The 20,829-nt window shown below is 51.0% G+C and carries 16 protein-coding genes; 6 read left to right on the top strand and 10 right to left on the bottom strand.

The genetic code is table 11. The features are described 5' to 3' along the window. Positions 1 to 6: 6 nt before the first annotated feature. The 5 genes from NYE33_RS15645 to NYE33_RS15625 form a co-directional block, all read right to left on the bottom strand. Positions 7 to 1,353 carry a glycoside hydrolase family 30 protein gene (locus tag NYE33_RS15645; protein WP_336101508.1) on the bottom strand — a complete coding sequence of 449 codons (1,347 nt, stop codon included), beginning with the start codon at positions 1,351 to 1,353 and terminating at the stop codon, positions 7 to 9. Between the two features lie 70 nt (positions 1,354 to 1,423). Beyond that, positions 1,424 to 3,433 carry a beta-galactosidase gene (locus tag NYE33_RS15640; protein ID WP_341066509.1) on the bottom strand — a complete coding sequence of 670 codons (2,010 nt, stop codon included), beginning with the start codon at positions 3,431 to 3,433 and terminating at the stop codon, positions 1,424 to 1,426. A gap of 151 nt (positions 3,434 to 3,584) precedes the next feature. After that, the gene (locus tag NYE33_RS15635; RefSeq protein WP_336103482.1) at positions 3,585 to 4,409 is read right to left on the bottom strand and encodes a carbohydrate ABC transporter permease; all 825 of its coding nucleotides are present in this window, start codon (positions 4,407 to 4,409) and stop codon (positions 3,585 to 3,587) included. 12 nt (positions 4,410 to 4,421) lie between these two features. Further along, positions 4,422 to 5,312: a carbohydrate ABC transporter permease gene (locus NYE33_RS15630; protein ID WP_039306468.1), complete on the bottom strand. Its 891-nt coding sequence runs from the start codon at positions 5,310 to 5,312 to the stop codon at positions 4,422 to 4,424. 77 nt (positions 5,313 to 5,389) lie between these two features. Continuing rightward, positions 5,390 to 6,736, bottom strand: coding sequence for an ABC transporter substrate-binding protein (locus tag NYE33_RS15625; RefSeq protein WP_052421982.1), 1,347 nt, complete (start codon positions 6,734 to 6,736; stop codon positions 5,390 to 5,392). Positions 6,737 to 7,044: 308 nt separating this feature from the next. On the opposite strand from NYE33_RS15625, the gene NYE33_RS15620 reads away from it, so the two are divergent. Together NYE33_RS15620 and NYE33_RS15615 are read left to right on the top strand one after the other, a co-directional pair. Continuing rightward, a complete protein-coding gene (locus NYE33_RS15620; protein WP_179093530.1) occupies positions 7,045 to 8,826 on the top strand; it encodes a sensor histidine kinase in 1,782 nt (593 codons plus the stop codon). A gap of 160 nt (positions 8,827 to 8,986) precedes the next feature. Next, positions 8,987 to 10,576 carry a response regulator transcription factor gene (locus tag NYE33_RS15615; RefSeq protein WP_341068680.1) on the top strand — a complete coding sequence of 530 codons (1,590 nt, stop codon included), beginning with the start codon at positions 8,987 to 8,989 and terminating at the stop codon, positions 10,574 to 10,576. Between the two features lie 226 nt (positions 10,577 to 10,802). Here the strand turns inward: NYE33_RS15615 and NYE33_RS15610 are convergent, their stop codons facing one another. Together NYE33_RS15610 and NYE33_RS15605 are read right to left on the bottom strand one after the other, a co-directional pair. Next, a complete protein-coding gene (locus tag NYE33_RS15610) occupies positions 10,803 to 13,646 on the bottom strand; it encodes a glycosyl hydrolase 115 family protein (protein ID WP_336101734.1) in 2,844 nt (947 codons plus the stop codon). A 131-nt stretch (positions 13,647 to 13,777) separates the two neighbouring features. Then, complete coding sequence (locus NYE33_RS15605) at positions 13,778 to 14,275, bottom strand: MarR family winged helix-turn-helix transcriptional regulator (RefSeq protein ID WP_336101733.1); 498 nt, start codon at positions 14,273 to 14,275, stop codon at positions 13,778 to 13,780. A 116-nt stretch (positions 14,276 to 14,391) separates the two neighbouring features. On the opposite strand from NYE33_RS15605, the gene NYE33_RS15600 reads away from it, so the two are divergent. Beyond that, positions 14,392 to 15,273 carry an SDR family NAD(P)-dependent oxidoreductase gene (locus tag NYE33_RS15600; protein WP_336101732.1) on the top strand — a complete coding sequence of 294 codons (882 nt, stop codon included), beginning with the start codon at positions 14,392 to 14,394 and terminating at the stop codon, positions 15,271 to 15,273. Between the two features lie 280 nt (positions 15,274 to 15,553). Beyond that, on the top strand, positions 15,554 to 16,060 hold the full coding sequence (locus tag NYE33_RS15595) for a hypothetical protein (protein WP_341066504.1): 507 nt from the start codon (positions 15,554 to 15,556) through the stop codon (positions 16,058 to 16,060). Positions 16,061 to 16,379: 319 nt separating this feature from the next. Here the strand turns inward: NYE33_RS15595 and NYE33_RS15590 are convergent, their stop codons facing one another. Continuing rightward, positions 16,380 to 16,529, bottom strand: coding sequence for a hypothetical protein (locus tag NYE33_RS15590; RefSeq protein ID WP_156118682.1), 150 nt, complete (start codon positions 16,527 to 16,529; stop codon positions 16,380 to 16,382). A 149-nt stretch (positions 16,530 to 16,678) separates the two neighbouring features. Between NYE33_RS15590 and NYE33_RS15585 the strand changes: the two genes are divergently transcribed. Together NYE33_RS15585 and NYE33_RS15580 are read left to right on the top strand one after the other, a co-directional pair. Then, entirely contained in the window at positions 16,679 to 16,846 is a 168-nt protein-coding gene (locus NYE33_RS15585) for a winged helix-turn-helix domain-containing protein (protein ID WP_083705558.1), read from the top strand. Beyond that, entirely contained in the window at positions 16,837 to 16,959 is a 123-nt protein-coding gene (locus NYE33_RS15580; protein WP_076244614.1) for a transposase, read from the top strand. Before NYE33_RS15585 ends, NYE33_RS15580 begins: the two co-directional genes overlap by 10 nt. A gap of 285 nt (positions 16,960 to 17,244) precedes the next feature. Here NYE33_RS15580 and NYE33_RS15575 read toward each other — a convergent pair whose 3' ends face one another. Both NYE33_RS15575 and NYE33_RS15570 read right to left on the bottom strand, forming a co-directional pair. Beyond that, complete coding sequence (locus NYE33_RS15575) at positions 17,245 to 19,143, bottom strand: DUF2264 domain-containing protein (protein ID WP_341066501.1); 1,899 nt, start codon at positions 19,141 to 19,143, stop codon at positions 17,245 to 17,247. 6 nt (positions 19,144 to 19,149) lie between these two features. Then, positions 19,150 to 20,286, bottom strand: coding sequence for a glycoside hydrolase family 88 protein (locus tag NYE33_RS15570; RefSeq protein ID WP_042138905.1), 1,137 nt, complete (start codon positions 20,284 to 20,286; stop codon positions 19,150 to 19,152). Positions 20,287 to 20,829: the final 543 nt, after the last annotated feature.

Raw genomic sequence — 20,829 nt, 5'->3', positions numbered from 1 at the left:
GTCATGTTAGTCTATTTTACAGAATAATGTATTAAAAGATTCCGCATCCAGCATCAGCTTATAATGCGTCTCATCGTTAGCCAAAAGAATCGTTCTTGCTTCCTTGAACGGATTCGCGATCACCAGCACCCGTCTGCCTTCCGGCGTTCCGAATGCCAGTGCATTGCCTGTCCATCTGCCCTTCAGTCCGATTCTGCGGGAGCCGGGACCAATGAAATGAGCGAAATGCTTCATGACGTAGAACTCGGGATTATGCACGGCCTTCGGTTCATCCGGATCTACAGTAATCATGGAGTTCTGCTCCCATCCCCAGGTACTGCGCCCCTTCGGCTGAAGCACCATGTTCCAGTAGATATAGGCGTTCACGCCATTGGTGAAGTAATGCTGATACAGGTTAAACACATATTTAGCATAAAACCAGGTGTTCTCTCCATCCCCGCACTCATTCTCCGTCTGCATGTAGCGCAGTTCAGGATAAGCCTGCACGGTGCGCTGAATGCCATATTTGCCCGCCCACTGATAGCCAACGCCTTGCACATATTTGTATGCTTCAGGATCGCTTAACACCGTGTGCGCATAAGCATCGAATCCGCTGTCCTTCTGCTTCATCCATTCATCCCAGGGCTCCGGCGCATTAATCGTACCCAGCCAAATCTCCGTATCCAGTCCATGCTGTTCAAAAGCCGGTCCCAGATAGTCACGGATGAATTCACGCAATTGCTCGCCCGTCCATACGCAGGAGGGGAATTTCTGATCCGCAACCACTTCGTTCTGCACATGAACCTGATGGATGGTGATGCCTTCCCCGGCATACGCCTGTACAAACTTCACAAAGTATAAAGCATACGCCTCCAGAATCTCCTTCTCCCAGCGCAGCGTGCCGTAATTATAAGCCCGGGGGAACTTCATCCAGGTGGGCGGACTCCAGGGCGAGGCGAATAATTTCAGCTCCGGATTCAGCTTCAGCGCCTCCCGGATGTACGGAATCAGGTACTTGCGGTCCCGTTCGATGGAGAAATGCTCCATGGCGTAATCGCCGTCGGTTTCATTCAGGCTGTACCATTCAAGCGCATAGTCACTCGCCCCGATCGGCAGCCGGCAAATGCTGAACTTATGATCCCCTTCGGGATGGAAAAGCGAGTGCAGCACCGCGCTTCTGTCTTCTTCAGCCAGCAGGTTCAGCGCCTCGAACCCAAGCTCGTTGAAGCAGCCGCCGAACCCTTCAATGTTCTGATGGATTTCTCCGGTGAACGCCAGATCCGCCGCGCCTTCTGCTGCTGCACTTTCCACGCTTCGGGACACCCAAGGCTCACTCTCTGTACTCGATACCCAGACTATATCTTTAACGTCCATATTGCTGCCTCCTCATCCTATCTCCCTATGGGGAGGATCGTTACTTACTCCTCATAGTTAAAGCAATTTATTAACCTTCACTAATAATAAATACGCCCCAAGCCTCCAGCTTCAGCTCCTCAGCATGCGCTACGGGATTCCCGGATAGAAGCTCTTGCCCCGCGCCATGCGGATACTGGAATGTCACGGACTCCGCCGAATAATTGTAGTAGTAGCGGATGGTACTGCCATGCCGGTTCACACCGGATTTCACGATTAACGGGAACGACAGCTGCTGGTCTTCGCCCCATAATCCGGCTACCTGGAGCGTATCCCGCAGGATTACCGCCAGCGCGGCAGGCTCCGTCATACATCCGATATAGGTGGCCGTACCGTCACCGAAAGAGTTTCTGGTGACAGCCGCATATTCGCCCCACTGGGGATGATTGTAGCTGGCAAGCACTTCCGCTGAATCTGGAACAAGCATTTCCATCCATGTTCTGACGGTATGAACGCCTGCTTCCGTTCCCTCCGGGAACAGCTTGCCGGTAAGTCCGGCAGAGGCATTAGGCGTGGCAAAATGGCTGTAAGCCACTCCGCAGGCCTCATGAATTACGCCCGGCTGCGCCGTATGCCGCACCTTCACCTGCTCATCGGTGAATCCGCTTTTGAAGGAATAGACGGCATGACCACCACTGCGCACATACTCATTCAGCCGCTGCAGCGCCTCGTCAGAGACGGCGTACAGGGCAGGCACGACTATCAGCTCATAGTCGCTCAAACGTGTGCAGGACGGCTGGATGAAATCGCAGGCGATATTCATCTTGTACAATTCGTCATACATCCAGCGGACCACATCGTTGTAAATCACGCCGCCGGGCAGCTTGAACCACTCGATCGCCGACATTGCTTCGTTGCTGACCATAACAGCCACTTTGCTGGTCTTCTTGAGCCCAATCAGCCGATCACTCAGCCGCTTGAAGTCAGCACCAATCGTCCGGGCTTCCTTATACACCGGATTAGGCAGGAAGTCGTGACTAAGCAGCCCTTTCCAGTAGGTCTCGAACGAATTATGAATTGAATGCCAATGCCAGTAGGCAACCATGGAGGCACCCGAGCCTATATGACTGAAGGCTTGCAAACGCAGCTGCCCTGGATAAGGCGTCCACTCAGGAAAAGCCTGCGCCTGTGTCTCAAGGACAAAGTAGTTGTCCTGCTTCAGCGAACGGGTCATATCTCCCCCGAACGAAATCTCCGTACCGGTAAGGTTGTCCTGCGACGGATGATAGATATCTACACCGGCAATGTCGAACGGAGCGGCTGCGGCAAAGTGATCCACTGATGGCTGCACCCCAAACGAATGCCCTCTCCATTCAAAATCAAAATTATGTGTCGTGAACTGCCCCGGCTGCTTATACTCCCCGACAATTCCAATCTGCCACGCCAGAAATTCATTCACCAGCCCGCGCTGGAACCTGGCAAATTCCGCACCCAGACTGCCGTTAATCGTGCCAACCATCGACGGGAAGTCCTCCCAGCTGTCGATCCGGTTGCTCCAGTAATCCAGGCCAAACTGATGGTTGATTGCCTCAAGGGTTCCATAGGTTTCTCTCATGTATTTGACGAACTTAAGCTGGACATTCGCTCCGGCGGTCTCATAATGCTTCGTTTCATTATCAATCTGATAACCGATAACTGCCGGATGCTTGTGGACCACGGCCATCAGCTTGCGGATGATCCGTTCGGCGTAGAACAGATACACGGGATGGGTAATGTCCATAATCTGACGCGCGCCATACCGGCCTTCCCCCTTGGCAGTTACAGCCAGCACATCCGGATGCTCTTTGACCATCCACGCAGGAATGGCGTAAGTCGGCGTGCCCACAATGACATGAATTCCGGCAGCATGCATCGCATCCAGCACTCTTGTCACCGGACTGAAATTAAATACGCCGTTCTGGGGTTCATGGGTGCTCCAGGTGGACTCGGCAATACGCACGGTATTGATTCCCGCTTCCTGCATCATCCGGATGTCTTCATCCAGACGGTCATAAGGCATGTATTCGTCGTAATAAGCAACACCGTATAGCAAGTGATCCATTGTTGTCCTCCTAAAAGCTTTGTGAGTATCTACTTCCCTGTGATTGCTTCGTACAAAACTCGCTTCGAAAGCATATGCTTAAGTTTTGATAGCATAACCTTCCTAATTTGCTTCGTACAAAACTCGCTTCGGAAGCATACGCAGGGTGATATTAACCTTTTACAGCACCGGCAGTAACGCCCTTCGTAATCTGCTCATTAAAGATCGCATAGATGACAATCGCAGGGATGGAGGTCAGCACCATGACGGCAAACTGTGAGCCATAATCAGAGGAATACTGGCCGGCGAAATTCATGACCGAGAAAGGCAGCGTTTTCAGTGCATCCTTGCTGAGGAAGGTCGAAGCCATAATGAACTCATTCCAGCAGTTCAGGAAAGTCGTTACGACTACTGTTACCAGAGCAGGTGCGGTAAGCGGTGCGATGATCTGGAACACAATCCGGTAAATATTCGCCCCGTCCACAATCGCCGACTCTTCCAGCGCTTTGGGGATACTCCGCAGGAACCCGGTCAGGATGAACGTCCCCATGGGCACGGACACCGCAGTGTAGGGTAGAATCAGCCCCAGATAGGAATCGGTCAAGCCCAGCGCTTTGAAGATCGCGAAGTTGGGCAGCAGGGTGGCATGGATCGGAATCATAATCCCGAGCAGGATGATGGTGAAAAATACCGAACGGAACTTCCAGTCCATCCGTGTAAACGCATACCCTAACGTCAAGGATAGCACAACGGTCAGGAGGATGGTAACCGTAGTAATGAACGCACTATTAATGAAATAGCGCAGGAATTTGCCGTCTACCCAGGCATTGATATAATTCTGCCACTGGGGTGCGCTTGGCCATTTCAGGATGCTGGAAGAATAGAATTCATTGCTGCTGAGGAATGAGAAATCCAACAGCCAGATTAACGGGAACAGTTGAACCAGGGCGACAACAAGGAAGAACACCCATAGTATGGTTTTAGTGCTTTTGGTCATGGTGTATCCTCCTTAGAATTCCGTAGCATCACTGCGGGTAAGTTTGTTGCTGAGATAGGTGGCCAGCAGGCAGACAACGATGAAGAGAATCGAAATGGCATTGGCATAGCCGTACTGGCTGGCCGAGAATGCTTTGTTATAGAGATACACAGCCAGGAATTGGGTGGAATCGCCGGGACCGCCGTTGGTGGTCAGGAACACGGTTTCCATCTGCTTCAAGGCGGTAATCATAGCCAGTGTGATCTGCACCGTAATGACCGGTGACAGCAGCGGAACGGTGATCCGCAGGTGCAGCTTGAAGCCCGAAGCTCCATCGAGGGAAGCGGCTTCATACATTTCATCCGGGATTCCTTTGAGGCCGGCATAATAGAACAGCAGCCCCCAGCCGAATCCGGCCCAGATTAGAATGAACAGCATCGTAACAAGTGCCGTACTGCTGTCCCCCAGCCAGGCATGCTTCAGGAACCCAAGGCCCAGTGTATCCAGCAGTTTGTTGAATGCACCGAAGGTAGGGTCGAGCAGCGACAGCCACATTTTGGAGATAACCACTACTGAAATCACGCATGGAATGAAAAAGATCGTTCTGAACCACTTCTCCGCTTTCCCGCCCAGGCGGTCCAGCATAATGGCAAAGAAGATGGCAATCGGATGCTGAATGAAGATGAAGCCCAGACCCAGCAGGACGGCATTTCTCAGCGCCAGCCAGAAACGGGTATCGTGAAACAGCAGCTCCGTATAGTTAGCGAACCCTATGAATGCAGATGGTGTGCCTGGTGCCAGGGTATCCCGGAACGAATAATATCCGCTGAGTACAATCGGGACCAGAAAGGTAAGGGAGAATAAGAGAATTCCCGGAAAGACGAACAGGAAGATGGCCATTTTATTGTTGAATACTTTTTGCATGGAAGTCTCACTCCATCCTTAAGATTGGAGAAGGGCAAGAAGATTCCTGCCCCGTCCCCTTTCACTCTCTATATTTGTTATTGGGATTCCGCTGCTTTCTGCAGGTCTGCGAGCAGCTCTTCAGGTGTCGATCCGCCGGCGAAGAACTTGCCGAACGCATTCTGGCCGTCATCTTTGAACTTCGGAGTTCCGTAATCAAGACCCAGTGAACCTGCAGTAGTGGTTGCTCCGGTAAGAACATCTGTCAGCTGTTTCTGCAGCCCGCTCTCCGTGCCGGTCAGCTCATACTTCTGTGCAGGAACAGCCGCGCCGGTATCCCAGACGGTTTTGGCCCATTGATCTGCTCTCATCAGATAGTCGAAGAATTTCTTGGCTTCTTCCGGATGCTTCGAGCTGCTGACCAGTGAATAGCCGCCGCCGTTCCAGGCCAGAAGATCTGTATCCTTGCCTTTGCCGCCATCCACTACCGGGAATTTCAGCACAGCCACATTATTGCGGAAGTCTTCGGACAGACTTTCATTCGTAGCCATTCCCGCCTCCCAGGAGCCCATGTACCACATTGCCGCTTTTCCCTGAGTGAATAAATTCTGGGATGCGCCGTAGTCTGCGGTCATGAATGATTCCTGGAACAGCTTGGCATCTCTTGCCTCACCCAGCAGCTTGGCCGCCGTGATGAAGCTCTCGTCGGTTGTGAAGTTCTTCTTCTGCTCCACCGCATCCAGCATCAGACTCTGATCTCCGCTCACCCGAATGACCAGGTCCTGGAAGAATGCCGCGAAGCTCCACAGGTCTTTACCGTTCACCGACATTGGCTCAATGCCTTTATCGCGGAATTGTTTAGCTGCATCCAGCAGCTCCGCGTAGGTAGCGGGTACATTTACGCCATTGTCTGCAAATATTTTTTGGTTATAGTAGATAACCTCATAGTCGCTGTTCCGGGGCAGACCATACAATTTGTCGTTGAAGGTGAAAGACTTATATACGCCCGGGAGGAAGTTGTAGGTCTCCCCTTCGTACCCGGCCGGGTCCAGCTCTTTCACATAACCAGCCTGAACCAGTGTATTAAGCTCCGCTCCCCCGTGCACCATAGTGATGTCCAGCGCTTCATTTGAGGCCATATAGGCTTTCAATTTGTTCTTAAAAGGCTCTTCGGCCAGCGTTTCGAGTTCAATTTTCACATTAGGGTTCTCTTTGGTATAGTTGTCGATCACCATTTGCTCGGCCAGGCCCTGGCCCGATTTACGGTCCGGAAGGTTGGAGAACACGCGCAGTGTGACTTGTTCAGCGGCGGGATCGGCTGCGTTGCCGTTTGTACTGCCTGCACTCTCATTCTGATCGTTGCCTCCGCATGCACTGAGTACCGAGACAGCTGCCAGCGCTGTAATCAGCAGTAGATTCCGTGTAGCTTTTGTATTCATAACCATTTAATCTCCCCCTAGTTGTTGTTGATTGTGCTCGCCTTCTTTGTTGTGACCACATCGTAACAGAGAACCTGATCCGGGGTCAGTAGAGAAAAAGAGAGTAAAGTTTAAAATTGTCGACTCCTCTTCCGGCACCCTTGTTTAAATGCAGCAATACGCATAAGATAAGTGGAAACGGCTTCGCCGTCCTTTTTAAGGGCGGTACCGTTTCAGCGAGAAAGATAAGGAATATTTAATGCGCGAAGCATATAAATTCTTATCTTTTAAAAAACAAAAAGGTTAGTGATCCCGTGCTGCGTTTCTATTTAAATATGAATCTGCGATATAAGATAACAATTCTTATCTTCCTTCTGATCACCGCAGTAACTTTTGCTATAGGCGGATATTCGTATACCATCTCAAAAAAACAGATCATTAACAAAGTAAGCAACTCCAATCAGAGCGTGCTTAAGCAGATTGACAGCAATCTCTCCAGGATGCAGAAGACGATTGCCGACTGGGTTACGGTATTCAGCCTGGCTTCCGTTGTACAGGAGACGTTAAGAAGCAATACCCCCGACTCTGTCGAGATCGAGGATCAGTTCTATAACGGACCAACCGCGTCCATGATGAACCAGATGCTTGTGACCGGTAATTTCGATTATCTGGCGCTGTACGGCAGCCTGTCTGCACCCATGTTTCAGGTTGCCACCGATGACAGCAGCGGGGCCTACAGCCTGGACAAGATCACTCCGCACAATATTTATAAGGAATCCGTTGCCCTGAACGGCGCCTCCTACTGGTTCCCGCTGACGGAAGAGAATAATGTCTTCATTCAGAGCAACCGCAATGACAAGCTCGGCATGACCCGGATTATCCGCGATATTGTAAACGGAAACAGAATCGGCTTTGTATTTGTCGGCATTAATCTGGAGACGATCCGCAGAACCTATCTGACAGATCTCTATGATCAGGACCACGGCATTCTTATTCTGAATGAGAGCGGTAAGCAGCTCCTGGCCGCAGGTAAAGAAACGTATGACAAGAAGGCAGTAGACTTCGTGATGAAGCAGGCTGAAGCCGGCATTCTGTCCGGTTATACCATCGTGAACCTGCAAGGCGGAGATACGCTGCTGAACTATAATATCAATGCCAATGGCTGGATTACACTGTACAGTGTGCCGCTCAGTTCGTTGACCGAGGAGCTTAACTCGATAAAGTCGGCTGTGCTGATCATGATTCTGGCCAGTTTACTCCTTAGTATACCCCTGCTGATGTTTTTCTCCTCATTCCTGACTGCACCGATCAAGACCCTTCTGCTGTCGATGCGCCGCTTCCAGAACGGTCAGTTCGAAGAGAAGGTTAACATTAAATATTGGGATGAGATCGGCCAGTTAAGCCGGGGGTACAACAACATGGTCGCCAATATTAAGGCGCTGGTGGACGATGCTTATCTGCTCAAGCTTAAAGAGCAGGAAGCGGAGCTCAAGGCGCTGCAGTCCCAGATCAACCCCCATTTTCTGTACAACATGCTGGATACGATTTTCTGGGAAGCCGAAGCTGCGGGCCAGGACAAGATCAGTGAGATGGTGATCAACCTCTCCAGATTGTTCAGATTAAGTCTTAACCAGGGCAAGAGCTTCACCAGCGTAGCCAAGGAAAAGGAGCTTATCGAGCTCTATCTGTCCCTGCAGAAAATGAGATTTAAAGACTCTCTGGATTTCGTGATCGATATCCCTGATGAGCTGCACCCCTATGTCATTCTGAAGCTCAGCCTGCAGCCTTTTATTGAGAACGCGCTGATTCATGGGATTGAACGTAAACGCGGCGGCGGCTGTGTGAGTATCAGCGGACAACGGACCGGAGATCAACTGATGTTCGTGATTGAAGATAACGGGGGCGGCATGAGCAGCGAGACCCTGCAGAAGATTCTCACCCTGCCGGATGAATCGGATATCTATACGGCCCGGGATACCGGAGGTTATGCAGTGCAGAATGTACAAGCCAGACTGAAGCATTTCTATAAAGGGGATTTCACACTGCATTACACCAGCGTTCCGGGAGAGGGTACACGCGTGGAGATCATAATTCCGGCTATCTTGAATGATATTTAGGCTGAATATAAGAAGAAACGGCTTCGCCGTCCTCTGAAAGAGGCGGCATCCGTTTCTCCAAAAATAGAAGGATAAGTTATCATGCAAAGCATATAAATTCTTATAGTTTAAGAATATAACAAGAAGCGCAGAGGACCGGAGGGATTATCACTTGTTTAATATGATTATCGTGGACGATGAAGAACGGGCCCGTGTCGGGATCAGGACCTTAATCGACTGGCAGGCGCACGGAATTACTATTGTTGCCGAGGCTAGAGACGGCCAGGAAGCGCTGGATATTCTGAGTATCCACCCTGTCGACATCATGCTGACGGATATCCGGATGCCGCAAATGGACGGTCTGGAGTTAATCTCCATTGTCTCCGGGAAGTATCCCCATATCAAATCGGTGATTATGAGCGGGTATGATGATTTCGCCTATGCCCAACAAGCCATTAGAGTCGGAGCCAGCAACTATCTGCTGAAACCAAGCCGGAGACAGGAGATTCTTAATACAATACTGGACATCACCGAGCAGATTCAATCGGAGAAGCTGGAGATCAAATCGCTGGAGCATCTGCGGCAGGGCTTCCGGGAGAGTCTGCCCCTGCTGAAGGAGAAGACCTTAAGCCAGCTGGTTCTCACCGAGAGTCCTGCATATCCGCAGCTGCTGGCCAACCTGAAGATGAACAATCTAATATTTCCTTATCTGCTGTATGGCGTGATTCTGCTGCGGATTGATAATTTCCGGCAGCTGCACCAGAAATATCTGCATGAGGATACGGAGCTGCTGAAATACGGACTGAAGAATATTTGCGAGGAATCCCTTCCGGAGACAATAGTATGTATCGCCTTTGAACATCAGGATGATATTGTCCTGATCCTTAATACGGATGAGCTGCTGGATCATGAGGAATTAAGCGGATATATCCGGATCATTCAGGATAATATCCTGAGTTATCTCCGGTTCACGGTCTCTGCCGGAATCGGAAGTATAGATAAGAATCTTCAGCATTTACGGCGTTCTTTTCTGGAGGCATCCCAGGCGCTGAATACGAGAAACTACACAGGCACCGGCAAAATCGTGGAGTTCAGCGGGGAATTTGATGATGAAGCCTCCCAATCCTCCTACCCTTTGCATGAGGAGCAGGAGGTGCTTAAGGCTGTCCGGAACGGCTCCCCCGAAGAAATTACCGGGAAGCTTACCCTGTTCAACGTGGCCCTGCAGCCCGAAACGGTATCCAGGGACCAGGTGATCAAGTCGAGCTTCGCCCTGTTCTTCGCCCTGTATAAATTATGCATTGAGAATAACGTCAACGTGAACAAGGTGTTCGGACAAAATCTGACCGAGCTGATCCAGGTTCTGTCCCGCTCCAGTCTGGATCATATCTTTCAGTCTCTGCTTGAGACTGCCCTTCTGGTCAGTGAGCATTTGACCTCCAAGAAGAACAGCAACAAATTGCTGGAAGCAGCCAAGCTCTATATCGGGCAAAATTACATGAAGGATATCAACCGCGAGATTGTCGCCCGGGAAATCTATATTACACCCGGCTATTTAAGCCTGCTGTTCAAGCAGCAGCTCAAAATCAGCTTCACCGATTACCTGCATAAGATACGCATAGAGCATGCCTGCCTGCTATTCAAAGATCCCGGAATGCGGATCGAGGACATCGCTCTGCAGTCCGGGTATAATGATACGAAATATTTCTATCAGGTGTTCAAAAAGTATAAGGGGATTACTCCGAATCAGTTCCGCAGCAATACGGAGTAACGTGGAGGATGCGGAGGGACGGAGAGTGATGAGGAGTTATGGGGAGTTGTGGGGAGTGACGCGGAGTAATGGAGAGTTATGGGGAGTTACGGGGAGTTACGGGGAGTAACGCGGAGTAATGGAGAGTAACGTGGAGTGACGGGGAGTAAGGGTAGTGCGCATAGTGTTGCGGGTTTCCGCCGCCATCTGCTTGACGATGGCGGCGGTCCCGGCAACCCGCCGGAAGTCAGCTGTGATAGCTCTCCACCGGCCCCAGATAGGAATACGGCAGCGGTCCGGCAGACAATACCAGCTTCTGCAGGACAAGTCCGGCATCCAGTCCGTAAAAGCGCAGCGTATGCTGCCCCTTGGCCAGAACATGACGGGTAACCTGCATATGAATATTGTCCATCACCGCACGGCACCACGGCTCATTGTCATGGTTGCCGCCTTCATAACCCGGAGGCAGCGCATCTGCGGTGACCGGCGGTTCTCCGTCGAATCCGGCGGCATACTTCAGGCCGCGGACTGGAGACAACTGGTTAGTCGGCGCAATATAGGCGGTCAGGCTGTATTCCCCGTCCTGATGGACGAGCAGCCGGTACTCCAGACAAGGCGCTTCCTCCGGCTGATCAAAGGAGCTGCCGGCGGGGAACATTTTGACCGAAGACAAGGTCCGTCCGTAGTTGTTAATAGTCTTCCACTCGGCTCCGGATTTCGCCACGCGGTTTAGAGTATGCTCCGCTTCGATAGAAACGGTATTTTGCGTCTCGATGAAGGTCATCGGCGGCACATTAGTAATGTCAGTCCACTCCACTTCTACTTGAACGGTTACGATTGTACCGGCACCTGAAAGGGTAATATGGCCTGAAGCCGCCCCCTGCACCTTCTCCCAATCTACTGAAACCCGGATCGCCGCTCCAGTATCCACCCAGCCTTGGGTCCGGTCCAGCCTGATCCATTCCGCACTTCTGACTGCCTTATATTCGAACCCGGCTCCGCCGCTGCTGACCGTAATCTCATAAGTCTCCTGCTGAAGATTCGTAAACGGAGTGAGACCCGCTGTCCCTGCTGTGTAACCCTGCTCCGTTCCCTCTACACCAACAATCATGATGGCTTCCTTGGCAGGGGTCACTCTGCTGACCTCCGGATAACTCCAGCCGTCCGCGTTCCAGTTCACATAGCCGACATGCGGGGAGCTCATCATGCCCTGCCATTTGCCGTCCGAGATGCCGGTATTGTAGTGCTGCTCCAGCTGCTTATCCCGCTCAATAGACTCCAGTACCAGATCGGCATAGGTATTGGCAAGTACACTGCCGCGTCCGGCATGCAGCCTGTTCAGTCCGGCGTAGATTTGCATCTTGACCACATTCGCCGAGGCCACTGCCGGATAATAGACCAGCTGGTAATAGGCATCCTTGAGCGCCGCTGGGAGCTCAGACTCATACCTGGCCGCCGCCTGCTCCGGGCTGAGCGCTTGTTCCAGCACTCTTTGCGCCTCTTGATGATGCAGCAGGCTGAAGGTGCCCGCTCTGATAATTTCCAGCTTGCGCCGCCCGTTCATCCGGGTGTAATCCGCTAACACCTGCGCAATTTCGTCAACCGTCCCAGGTGTAAGGTCTGATCCAAACTGTTGCTCCACCCAACGCCGGGTGTACTCCTCTGTCTGGTTAATCGCTCCGGTTCCCCAGGCTTCAAAGTCATAGGCTAAATCCATGAAGTAGGATAGCGGCAGCTCCATCGGCTTCAAGTCGCCGGCATTTACCACCCAAATATCGCGGATGCCGTAATCGAACGCCATGGTCATCTGCTCCCAGACCTTCTCCAGCGGAGTCACATTCACCCACTCGTAGGAATGCGGGCCTCCGTGGTAGTCAAAATGGTAGTAAATTCCCCAGCCGGCCTCCCGCTGCTGCTCATGTTTTTCCGGGATTTTGCGGAGATTGCCGAAATTGTCATCCGAGAGCAGAATCGTCACATCCTGCAGCACCTCCCAATCCTTCAGCCCTTCTGCTTCCGCCGTACCGTACCAATACTTCTCGACCTCCTTGTACACAGCCAGAACCTGCGGCATATGCTCCAGATTGTATTTCTTCAGCAGGGCCTTCTGGGTAAGGATAATCTGCTTCAGCAGCTCAATATTCTCCTGGTCTGAGCCTTCGAGGGCAGAGTCACTCTCTCCGCGCATGCCGAGTGTAACCAGATTATCATAGTGTCGGTTGCGCTTAATTCCGTCTTCCCAGAAGGCGGTAATCGCCTGCGGGTTGCGGGCGAAATCCCACAGATTGCTTGTCCCGTACTGCGCATACACTTTCTGCCATTCGCTGCCGGCCCGGAACAACGGCTCATGATGCGACGTTCCCATAACAATGCCGTATTCATCGGCATGAACCGCGTTAGCAATCGGACTGCTTGTACCATTCAGACTGAATTCTGCACTCCACATCGCCGGCCACAGAAAGTTCCCCTTCAGTCTCAGGACCAGCTCGAACACTTTGTCGTAGAAATCCTCATTGAAATCGCCAAAAGCATGCGTGACCCAGGAGCCGAGCGACGGCCAGTCATCATTCAGGAAGAACCCCCTGTATTTAACGGAGGGTTCTCTGGAGCTGCGATTCAGTCTGCTTACTGGAATGGACAGTGTGGTGTTCTGCTCCGGAATCACATCGGCAAAATACACCCACGGGCTGACCCCAATCAGCTCAGATATGGAGTAAATGCCATAGATTGTCCCGCGTTTATCGCTGCCCGCAATGACAAGCGCCCGGCCCACGCCAGGCATTGGAGCCTCAACCAGCTGCAGCCGGTAGCATTCCCGCTTGCCTTGAATCGACGTGACGTCGAGGGCGCCTTCTGTAATCAGCCTGTCGATCAGCTCATTTCCGCCTATGGGTCCGGCGATGACGACGGTTTCTGAGAGCTGTTCTTTTCGTGTCAGAATCACAGGTGCTATACCGCTCACCAGCTCGATATCCGCGCCGAAAGACTCCGCCACCCTGCGCAGTCCGTTATAATCTGTCCCCTTCGGGTCCAGATAAATATGAACCGCCTGGTCTGGTGCGGCAAGTATAAAGTCCTCATTCGATTTCATGGAATAGCTTCCTCCCGGATTGTCCGATTTCGTATGCCTACGCACATTATAGCGGGAAAGCGGTTACAGGCTCCATGGTCTAACTAGCAAGTTTTTGTAATTAGTAAAGGAGGCGCTAAGCCGTCACCAGCTTATAGCCCGTTGAACTGCTTGAGCATGTGAATGAACTGATGCAGCTCGTCGTCTTTCCATGCCGCAGTCCGCCCGAAGAACACGGAACCCTTCTCGTTAAGGGCAGCTATTGTCTGCTGCTGTCCCTGCTCTGTAAGTGAGAGGAGGATGGCCCGCCCGTCATCGGGTGAGGCTTCCCGGCTCACATAGCCCAGAGACTCCAGCTGTTTGATCAGACGGCTGACCGCGCTGCGATCCATAGCTGTTGCTTCCGCAATGGCGGCAGCACTAGCCGGCCCATAGGAATAGAGCCAGCGGACAATATGGAAGGCAGCCGGCTGCAACGAGGAATCGAACCGCGCGGCGGCTTTGACATTCAGCGCATGGGCTGCGCTGATCAGTGCGTTAAGCTGCTCTCCCAGCGCCAGCTCCAGCTGTTCTCTTGAGTCAAGCCTTGATTGATCAATGTTTATTGGTTCATTGTTTACTTGGATATCGTTTATTGGGTTCTGCTTCATATTCATTCACCAGTCCTTTGCTTTATAGATAACTGCCGCAAATATAGTTGACATATATCCATCATATAATTATAGTGGACATATATCAATTATACATTACTTAAAGGAGAATAACCATGCCTAAACAACCAACCGTTGTCATCACCGGAGCCACTAGCGGACTGGGACAGCTTGTAGCCATCCATTTGGCGGAAAGAGGCTATGCGCTTGTCCTGACTGCCCGCAGTGAAGAACGTGCTGCGGCTACCAGAACCATCATCGAGGCCCGTCAGCCTGCTGCAAATATCCGTTTTGTCTATGGAGACCTGTCGCTGATGCAGGATGTGAACCGGGTTGGCGCTGAAATTGCTGCCGCCTGCCCTTCTATCGACGTGCTTTTGAACAATGCTGGAATCCACGCCTTCGAGCCCCGCACCACTGCCGAAGGTTTGCCGGAGATGATGGCTGTGAACTATCTGGCACCATGGCTGCTGACGCATAGACTGGAGACTTCACTGCGCAATGCAGGCCAGGCCAGAGTAGTCAACGTAGCCTCTGAGGCATCGCGCCGTCATGGTGTACTCCGCCTGCCCGGGGACTTAACGGATACTGCTGCTTTTACTGCCCGGGGCTCCTCTCCTGTCTACGGCAAAACCAAACTGCTAAACATCATGTTCACGGCAGAACTGGCCCGGCAATGGGCAGACAGCGGAATAACCGTCAATGCCCTGAATCCGGGCTTCAATGTAACCGGACTGGGACGCGAGCTGCGGTTCGCTTCTGTGATCGAACGGATCCTGAAGATTGTCCGGCTCGGAGACCCGCGAAGAGGAGCAGAGATTATCACCCGGTTAATCGTGGACCCGCATTATGGGACAGTAACCGGAGGTTATTTTAACGTGGGCACAGGAAAGTCCATTGTACCGGTATCCCCTGGCGGCGATGAAGCGATGCAGCGCAGGTTGTGGGCAGATACACGGGAGTTGCTGGGGGAGATACTGGGAGAAAACCGGGATTAGGATGAATAGATTGACTTTATATTCCATTGTTGATAATGTGAAGGGGCCAAATGGTTGTAAATACCATACGGAGGATTCAATCATAATTTTTGTCTTTACCTGTGTGGTTCAGAGTTGTTAACTTAATGTATCTTGCTCAACACTCGGGATGAATACTAGGAATATAAATTAGAGTTTACTCATGGACAATCAGTTTTCCATATTGTGCATGAGTTATTTTACGTGGAGATATATCCTAACCCTACTCTTACTATATAAATGATAGAAATTGAGGTATGAGATGAAAAACACAAAAAAAATTATTATTGGATTCATTTCCTTAATAATAGTATTAGCAGTATTTTACGGAGGTTATTTCAAAAATAATAAAGAGATTGAATTTTTCCACGATAAGTTTGGAATACCGCTCCCAAAAGAAAGCAAAATTATATACAGTTATAAATCATATGGAGCATTGGGCGATGGATACCGGTTATATATCTATCAGGTCACTTCTAAGAGCATGATTGATATAGTAAAAAAGGGCTACGCAAATCATTGGTCTGAACTTCCTCTTCCGTCAGATTTCACAGCTTCATTCTCCAAGAAAATTAGGGCGATCACAGACGAGACAACATCGAAGCTAATAACGCTTGATGCTGCACGGGGGTACTATATGATTAGAAATAACCAAACGAATGCTTCTATTACAGGAACTAATGTATTTAATTCCAGCTTCGACAACGTAATGATCGGAATTATGAATCTTGATAATAATAGAATTTATTTATTATCGTATAACATGTGAGGTTAGTGGATAAGGATCAGTCAGCCGGGTTTTCATTTGTTTCATTTGTGAGTAACGCACTGGGATACAATTTATCTAATATTGATTCATCTACTTTTAAGAAGAACTTGTTTTCAAAAATTAGTTGATTCGTATTAGATCCGATTTGATCTAACTTTCTTGCTAGCTCAGATTCCTTGAATATACTTTGTTCATTACTGGCACGAAAATGCCATAAGGTGTATAGAGTTGACTAAAATACATTTTTGCGAGTCTTGATTCTACGGATTTCATCGTTTTTACTGATTCTACGGATTTCACTGATTCTACAGATTTCACGTTATTCTGAAAAATTAGTGTTAACAGGATTTTTATCTGTCTTATTTGCGGTTACCATTTCTGGATAGGAGCCTGCTTTTGAATTGGATATTAATGCCACTCCTGAAATAATAGTCAATGCAAGGGCTATTAAGTATATTTTTTTAAACATATTATTTCCATCCTTTCTATACCAACGATTATTTCCTACTTTAAAATACTATATTCACTATATTCACTAAAAATACTATATAACTTGAACTCATAAAATGGATCCTTCGCGAGTTCAGCGAGAAATATGCCCTATAAGGAATCTCTAAAATGCTGAATCGGCTTGGTTTTAGCTACACAAAAGCCACCTATACGCTGGTACGAGCCAACAAAGAGGAACAAAAACAATTCCGCGAGGTCACTTTACCTGAGCTGAAGGAGAAACTGAACCAAGGAAAAATTGACCATCTTTTATTTGAAGATGAATCATGGTGTTAGACAACGCTCACACTCATCATGCAGATGCAATTCCGCCGTTTCTGCGAGAGAATCCGAGACTTCAGCTTGTTTTTCTACCCAAATATAGCCCTGAACTTAATCCTGTTGAATGATTGTGGAAATGGCTAAAACACAAAGTAATAAACAATGTCTTTTTTCATAAGTATTACGTCATCCGTACTCATGTCGCAGCTTTCATGAAACGGATCCATAAGAGCCCTCTTGAATTGATTGATCGGCTACTGGTCCGGACGTAAAGATTTGCGGTTCAATCTATATAGTTTCCGCGTGATGAATAAGGATTAGCCGATTTCCAAACACGTTAGATGAGGTCATATGGGATGCATATAATCAAAAACGGCCGCACCCTCACAATCACGTGAAGATGCAGCCTTTTTCTATTGTATCGGGATAAAAATTTCCGTTCCGCCCGTAGTTTGAACCGTGATGCCATTCTCAGCAAAAGTAACCTTCAGCAAGGACTCGGGAGATTGCTCCAGAATATTACTGACTCCGTTCGCCTGATGAGCTGAAGAATCAGCCAAAGGATCACCGTATACAGCCGAAGCCAGCCAGTGAATTCCGGGCTCAAGCGTAGCCGTCAATGTTGGCAGTACCGTCCGGGGACGCAGCAGGTTCGTGTTGGCATTGGGCCAAATGAGCTCCGCCTTCCCGTAACCCGTCAGTCCCTTGATTCCGCTGGTTCCCCAAGCTGTAGATACTGCTATGCCTGAGTTGTCGGTCTGCTGCGCAAGCTCCGTTTCCTGGCCCAGGGCGAACCCGCCTTCAGCGGCGTCAAGTGCCCGGCCCGTCTCAATCCGGTGAATCCGGATATGCCAGGGAAGCCCTGCTACCACCCAGGTACGGACTTCCACATTAGTCCATGGCTTCCAGACCGACCGGAGGACGTTGTCCGTGATCTCGGATTCCACATTCCGGCGCCGCACGCGGTACAGATTGTCCCCGCCTTCGCTGAGCGCAAGCATGGAGTCGAATGCCCCCTGCGACAGCCCCCACTCAGAACGGGGTACGCTGAACCCAAAGCCTGTGGAATAGACGAATTTCTCGTATTTGGCCGAGGTATGGGTATGCTCATTCGTGTACAGGTGGCCGCTGTTGAACGCCGCCACATGACCGGAGGCCGGCTCGCGGACCAGAACAAGATGTGCAGGCTTCTGAACCATAACTGCCGGGATTTCCGGCAGGGGAAGCTCCTCTTCGCTCCAGAACGGATGCTCTTCACCAAGTGCGAGCGGCAGGAAAGTCTTCAGCGCCCAGTAGGGTGAGCCGGGTGCATTATAATTCTCCGCCATGACCAGATTCGGATACGTATATCCAATGGTCAATACGCCTGCTGCATCAAAGATGGGCTGGCTGAACCACCAGCGCAGATTGCGCAGAACGATGCCTTTCACCACACCGGCAGGGAAGCCTTCAACATCCGCATAAGCCAAGGCACTCCAGAACGCCGATTGGGCGAATCGGTATGCCAGGCTGCGCCCGTAAGGAAGCGCGGAGCCGTCCGGGGCGAACCAGCCCAGGAATTCAGCGGCGAACAGCCGGGCGCGTTCTTTGAACAACCGGGAACGCTCTGGGTCCTCCTTCTCCATCAGCTTCGCATAGAGCAGCGAATAGTAATGGATCGCAAACGGTCCATAATAATCGCAGTGCCCGTCAACACCGTCACTGTACCAGCCCTCTCCCAGATAGAATGCATCCATCCGCTGCAGGTTGTTCTCCAGCTGCACCGCATCATACGGACGGCCGATGGTGCGGAACCCAACATTAACAAGTACATTGAAGAACAGCCAGTTGCAATCATAGCAGGGATGGGAGTTAATCTGATTCAGCCAGTTGTACAGGTGATCCTGCTCCTGAAGAGCAAGCGGTGACCAGATCTGCTCCGGAACCGCAGCAAGCGCGAAGCCGAAGGCCGCCATCTCGACCAGACGCTGGTCGTAATCCCGTACATCTCCCCAATATTCTTCGTGAGCAGGGTCGGTGCCATGCCGAATGCCATTCAGCACGATGTCCCAATTTTCACTGCTTCCGCCTCCAGCGAGCAAGGGGACCAGCCCCCATAATACCCGGGAAAAACCCTCCATCCCGGCAGTTGCTGCCGGATAGCTCGCTCCGGTTCTGCCGATCTCAAGTCTTGCGCCGCCTTTGCTGTAGAGCAGACGTAGCAGACCCGTTAGCTGTTCAAGAGCGGTCACAAGGTCCGCCCGCGTCTTCAGCGGATTGTCTGCAATCCGCAAGGATAATTTGTCTGATGCTGCTCTCCCGTTAGTCATCATATCCCCCTACTCCCAGTAGAACGGGCCGGCTTCTTTGATCCGCGCCAGCGCTTCAACATAGAAGAAATCACCGTAGATCAGAGGAACATCGATATTCCGGTTCTCCGGGTAGTTGCTTGTACCGTGAAGCAGCAGCCCTTCTTCCTCCGCATTATCCCAGGTCCCATAATTCCGGTAGAGGGATTCCGTAATTCTAAGCGCGCCGTTCCGGTAGACATGTGCCTCCGATTCATCCACCTGGCTCGCCAGCAGCAGCAGGCCGCTCGCCGCGCAAGAACCGGCGGAGCTGTCACGAATCTCGCCGATCTCACCGGGAGCCCGGAAATCCCAATGCGGAACCTGATCCTCCGGCAGACGGGTCAGGAAGAAATGGGCAACCTGCTTGGATGCATCAAGGTAGCTCTGCTTGCCGGTATGATGATAGGCCAGCGACAACCCGTAAAGTGCCCAAGCCGCGCCGCGCGACCAGGCCGACTCCGGTGCATAACCCTGTCCGCCGCGCTTCTCTACCACTTCACCCGTTTCCGGGTTGAAATTGACAATGTGATAGACAGAGCCGTCCGGCCGGATGAAATGCTCCAGCACCGTATCCATATGGGCCTCGGCGATATGCCGGTAACGCGGGTCTCCGGTTACTTCAGAAGCCCAGAAGAGCAGACTGGTATTCATGCTGCAGTCGATAATAGCGACCCCGCTGTTGTCCTCGCCTTCTCTCCATGGATTCCAGGCGCGGATATAGCGGCCTTTGAGATTGAAGCGGGCGGCCAGATAGTTGGCAGCCTTAAGCGCCCGGACCCGTGATTCCTCTGCGCCCGTGAGCTTGAAGTTGGCTACGCTGGTCAGCAGCCACATGAAGCCTAAGTCATGATCCAGCTTCACATAACCATCCAGCACCTCGTCCAGCCGCTGCTCGCAGCGTTCGGCAATCGCCTTCAGGCTCTCGTCCCCGCTCCCGGCATAGAGCTGCCAGAGCATACCCGGCCAGAAGCCGGCTGTCCACCAGCTCGGTGTCTCCAGTACGTACTTGCCGCCTTGGCTGGCATGGGGGAATTCCGCGCCGATTCTCAAGCTGTTTGCTCGCGTTTTCTCCAGTGCCTTGCTCCAGGCCTCTTCTACCCATGCCTGCTGTATTGTTCCACTCATCTGAATCCCGCCTTTGTTTGAATGATAAGTTCTGATCTATATAAGCTGAACGAAAGATTTCTACGAAAAATTTGCTTTAAATGCGGTAAATGTGGGGATTCTGGGCGGCGTACGCAGCAGTTTCCAGGCGGCGTGCGCAGCAGCTTTCCAGGCGCTGCTATCGCCGCAGAAGTTCCGAGTTTCTCCGCTCTGTTGTTAAATCCTGCATAAAATACAACATTTCCCACAATAAACCGGCCCAAATCCAAAATTGTTGTACAAAAGGCAACATTTCTTCTCATCCAGGCAGTTTAATGAAGAAATTGTTGTATTTCCTACAACAATCCTCCTACACATCCCGGTATAGCAGCACCTAAGTTGTATTTCATACAACATTTTGCCGGATTCCGTCTGAACACCCGCGCTGGACCGGCCGTTTTGTTGGAATCGTCTACTATGCGGGTTATATGCCCTCAATATTTAGTTTAGATTAGAGCTTCCCCCAGCAGAGAAGCAGTAACTCCGGCGGATGAGATTACCTGGAATTCGGGCCGCCTGTTCAAT

The organism is Paenibacillus sp. FSL R10-2199 (assembly GCF_038000235.1).
Lineage (GTDB): Bacteria > Bacillota > Bacilli > Paenibacillales > Paenibacillaceae > Paenibacillus_AQ > Paenibacillus_AQ phytohabitans.
This window is presented reverse-complemented; position numbering and strand designations above follow the sequence as displayed.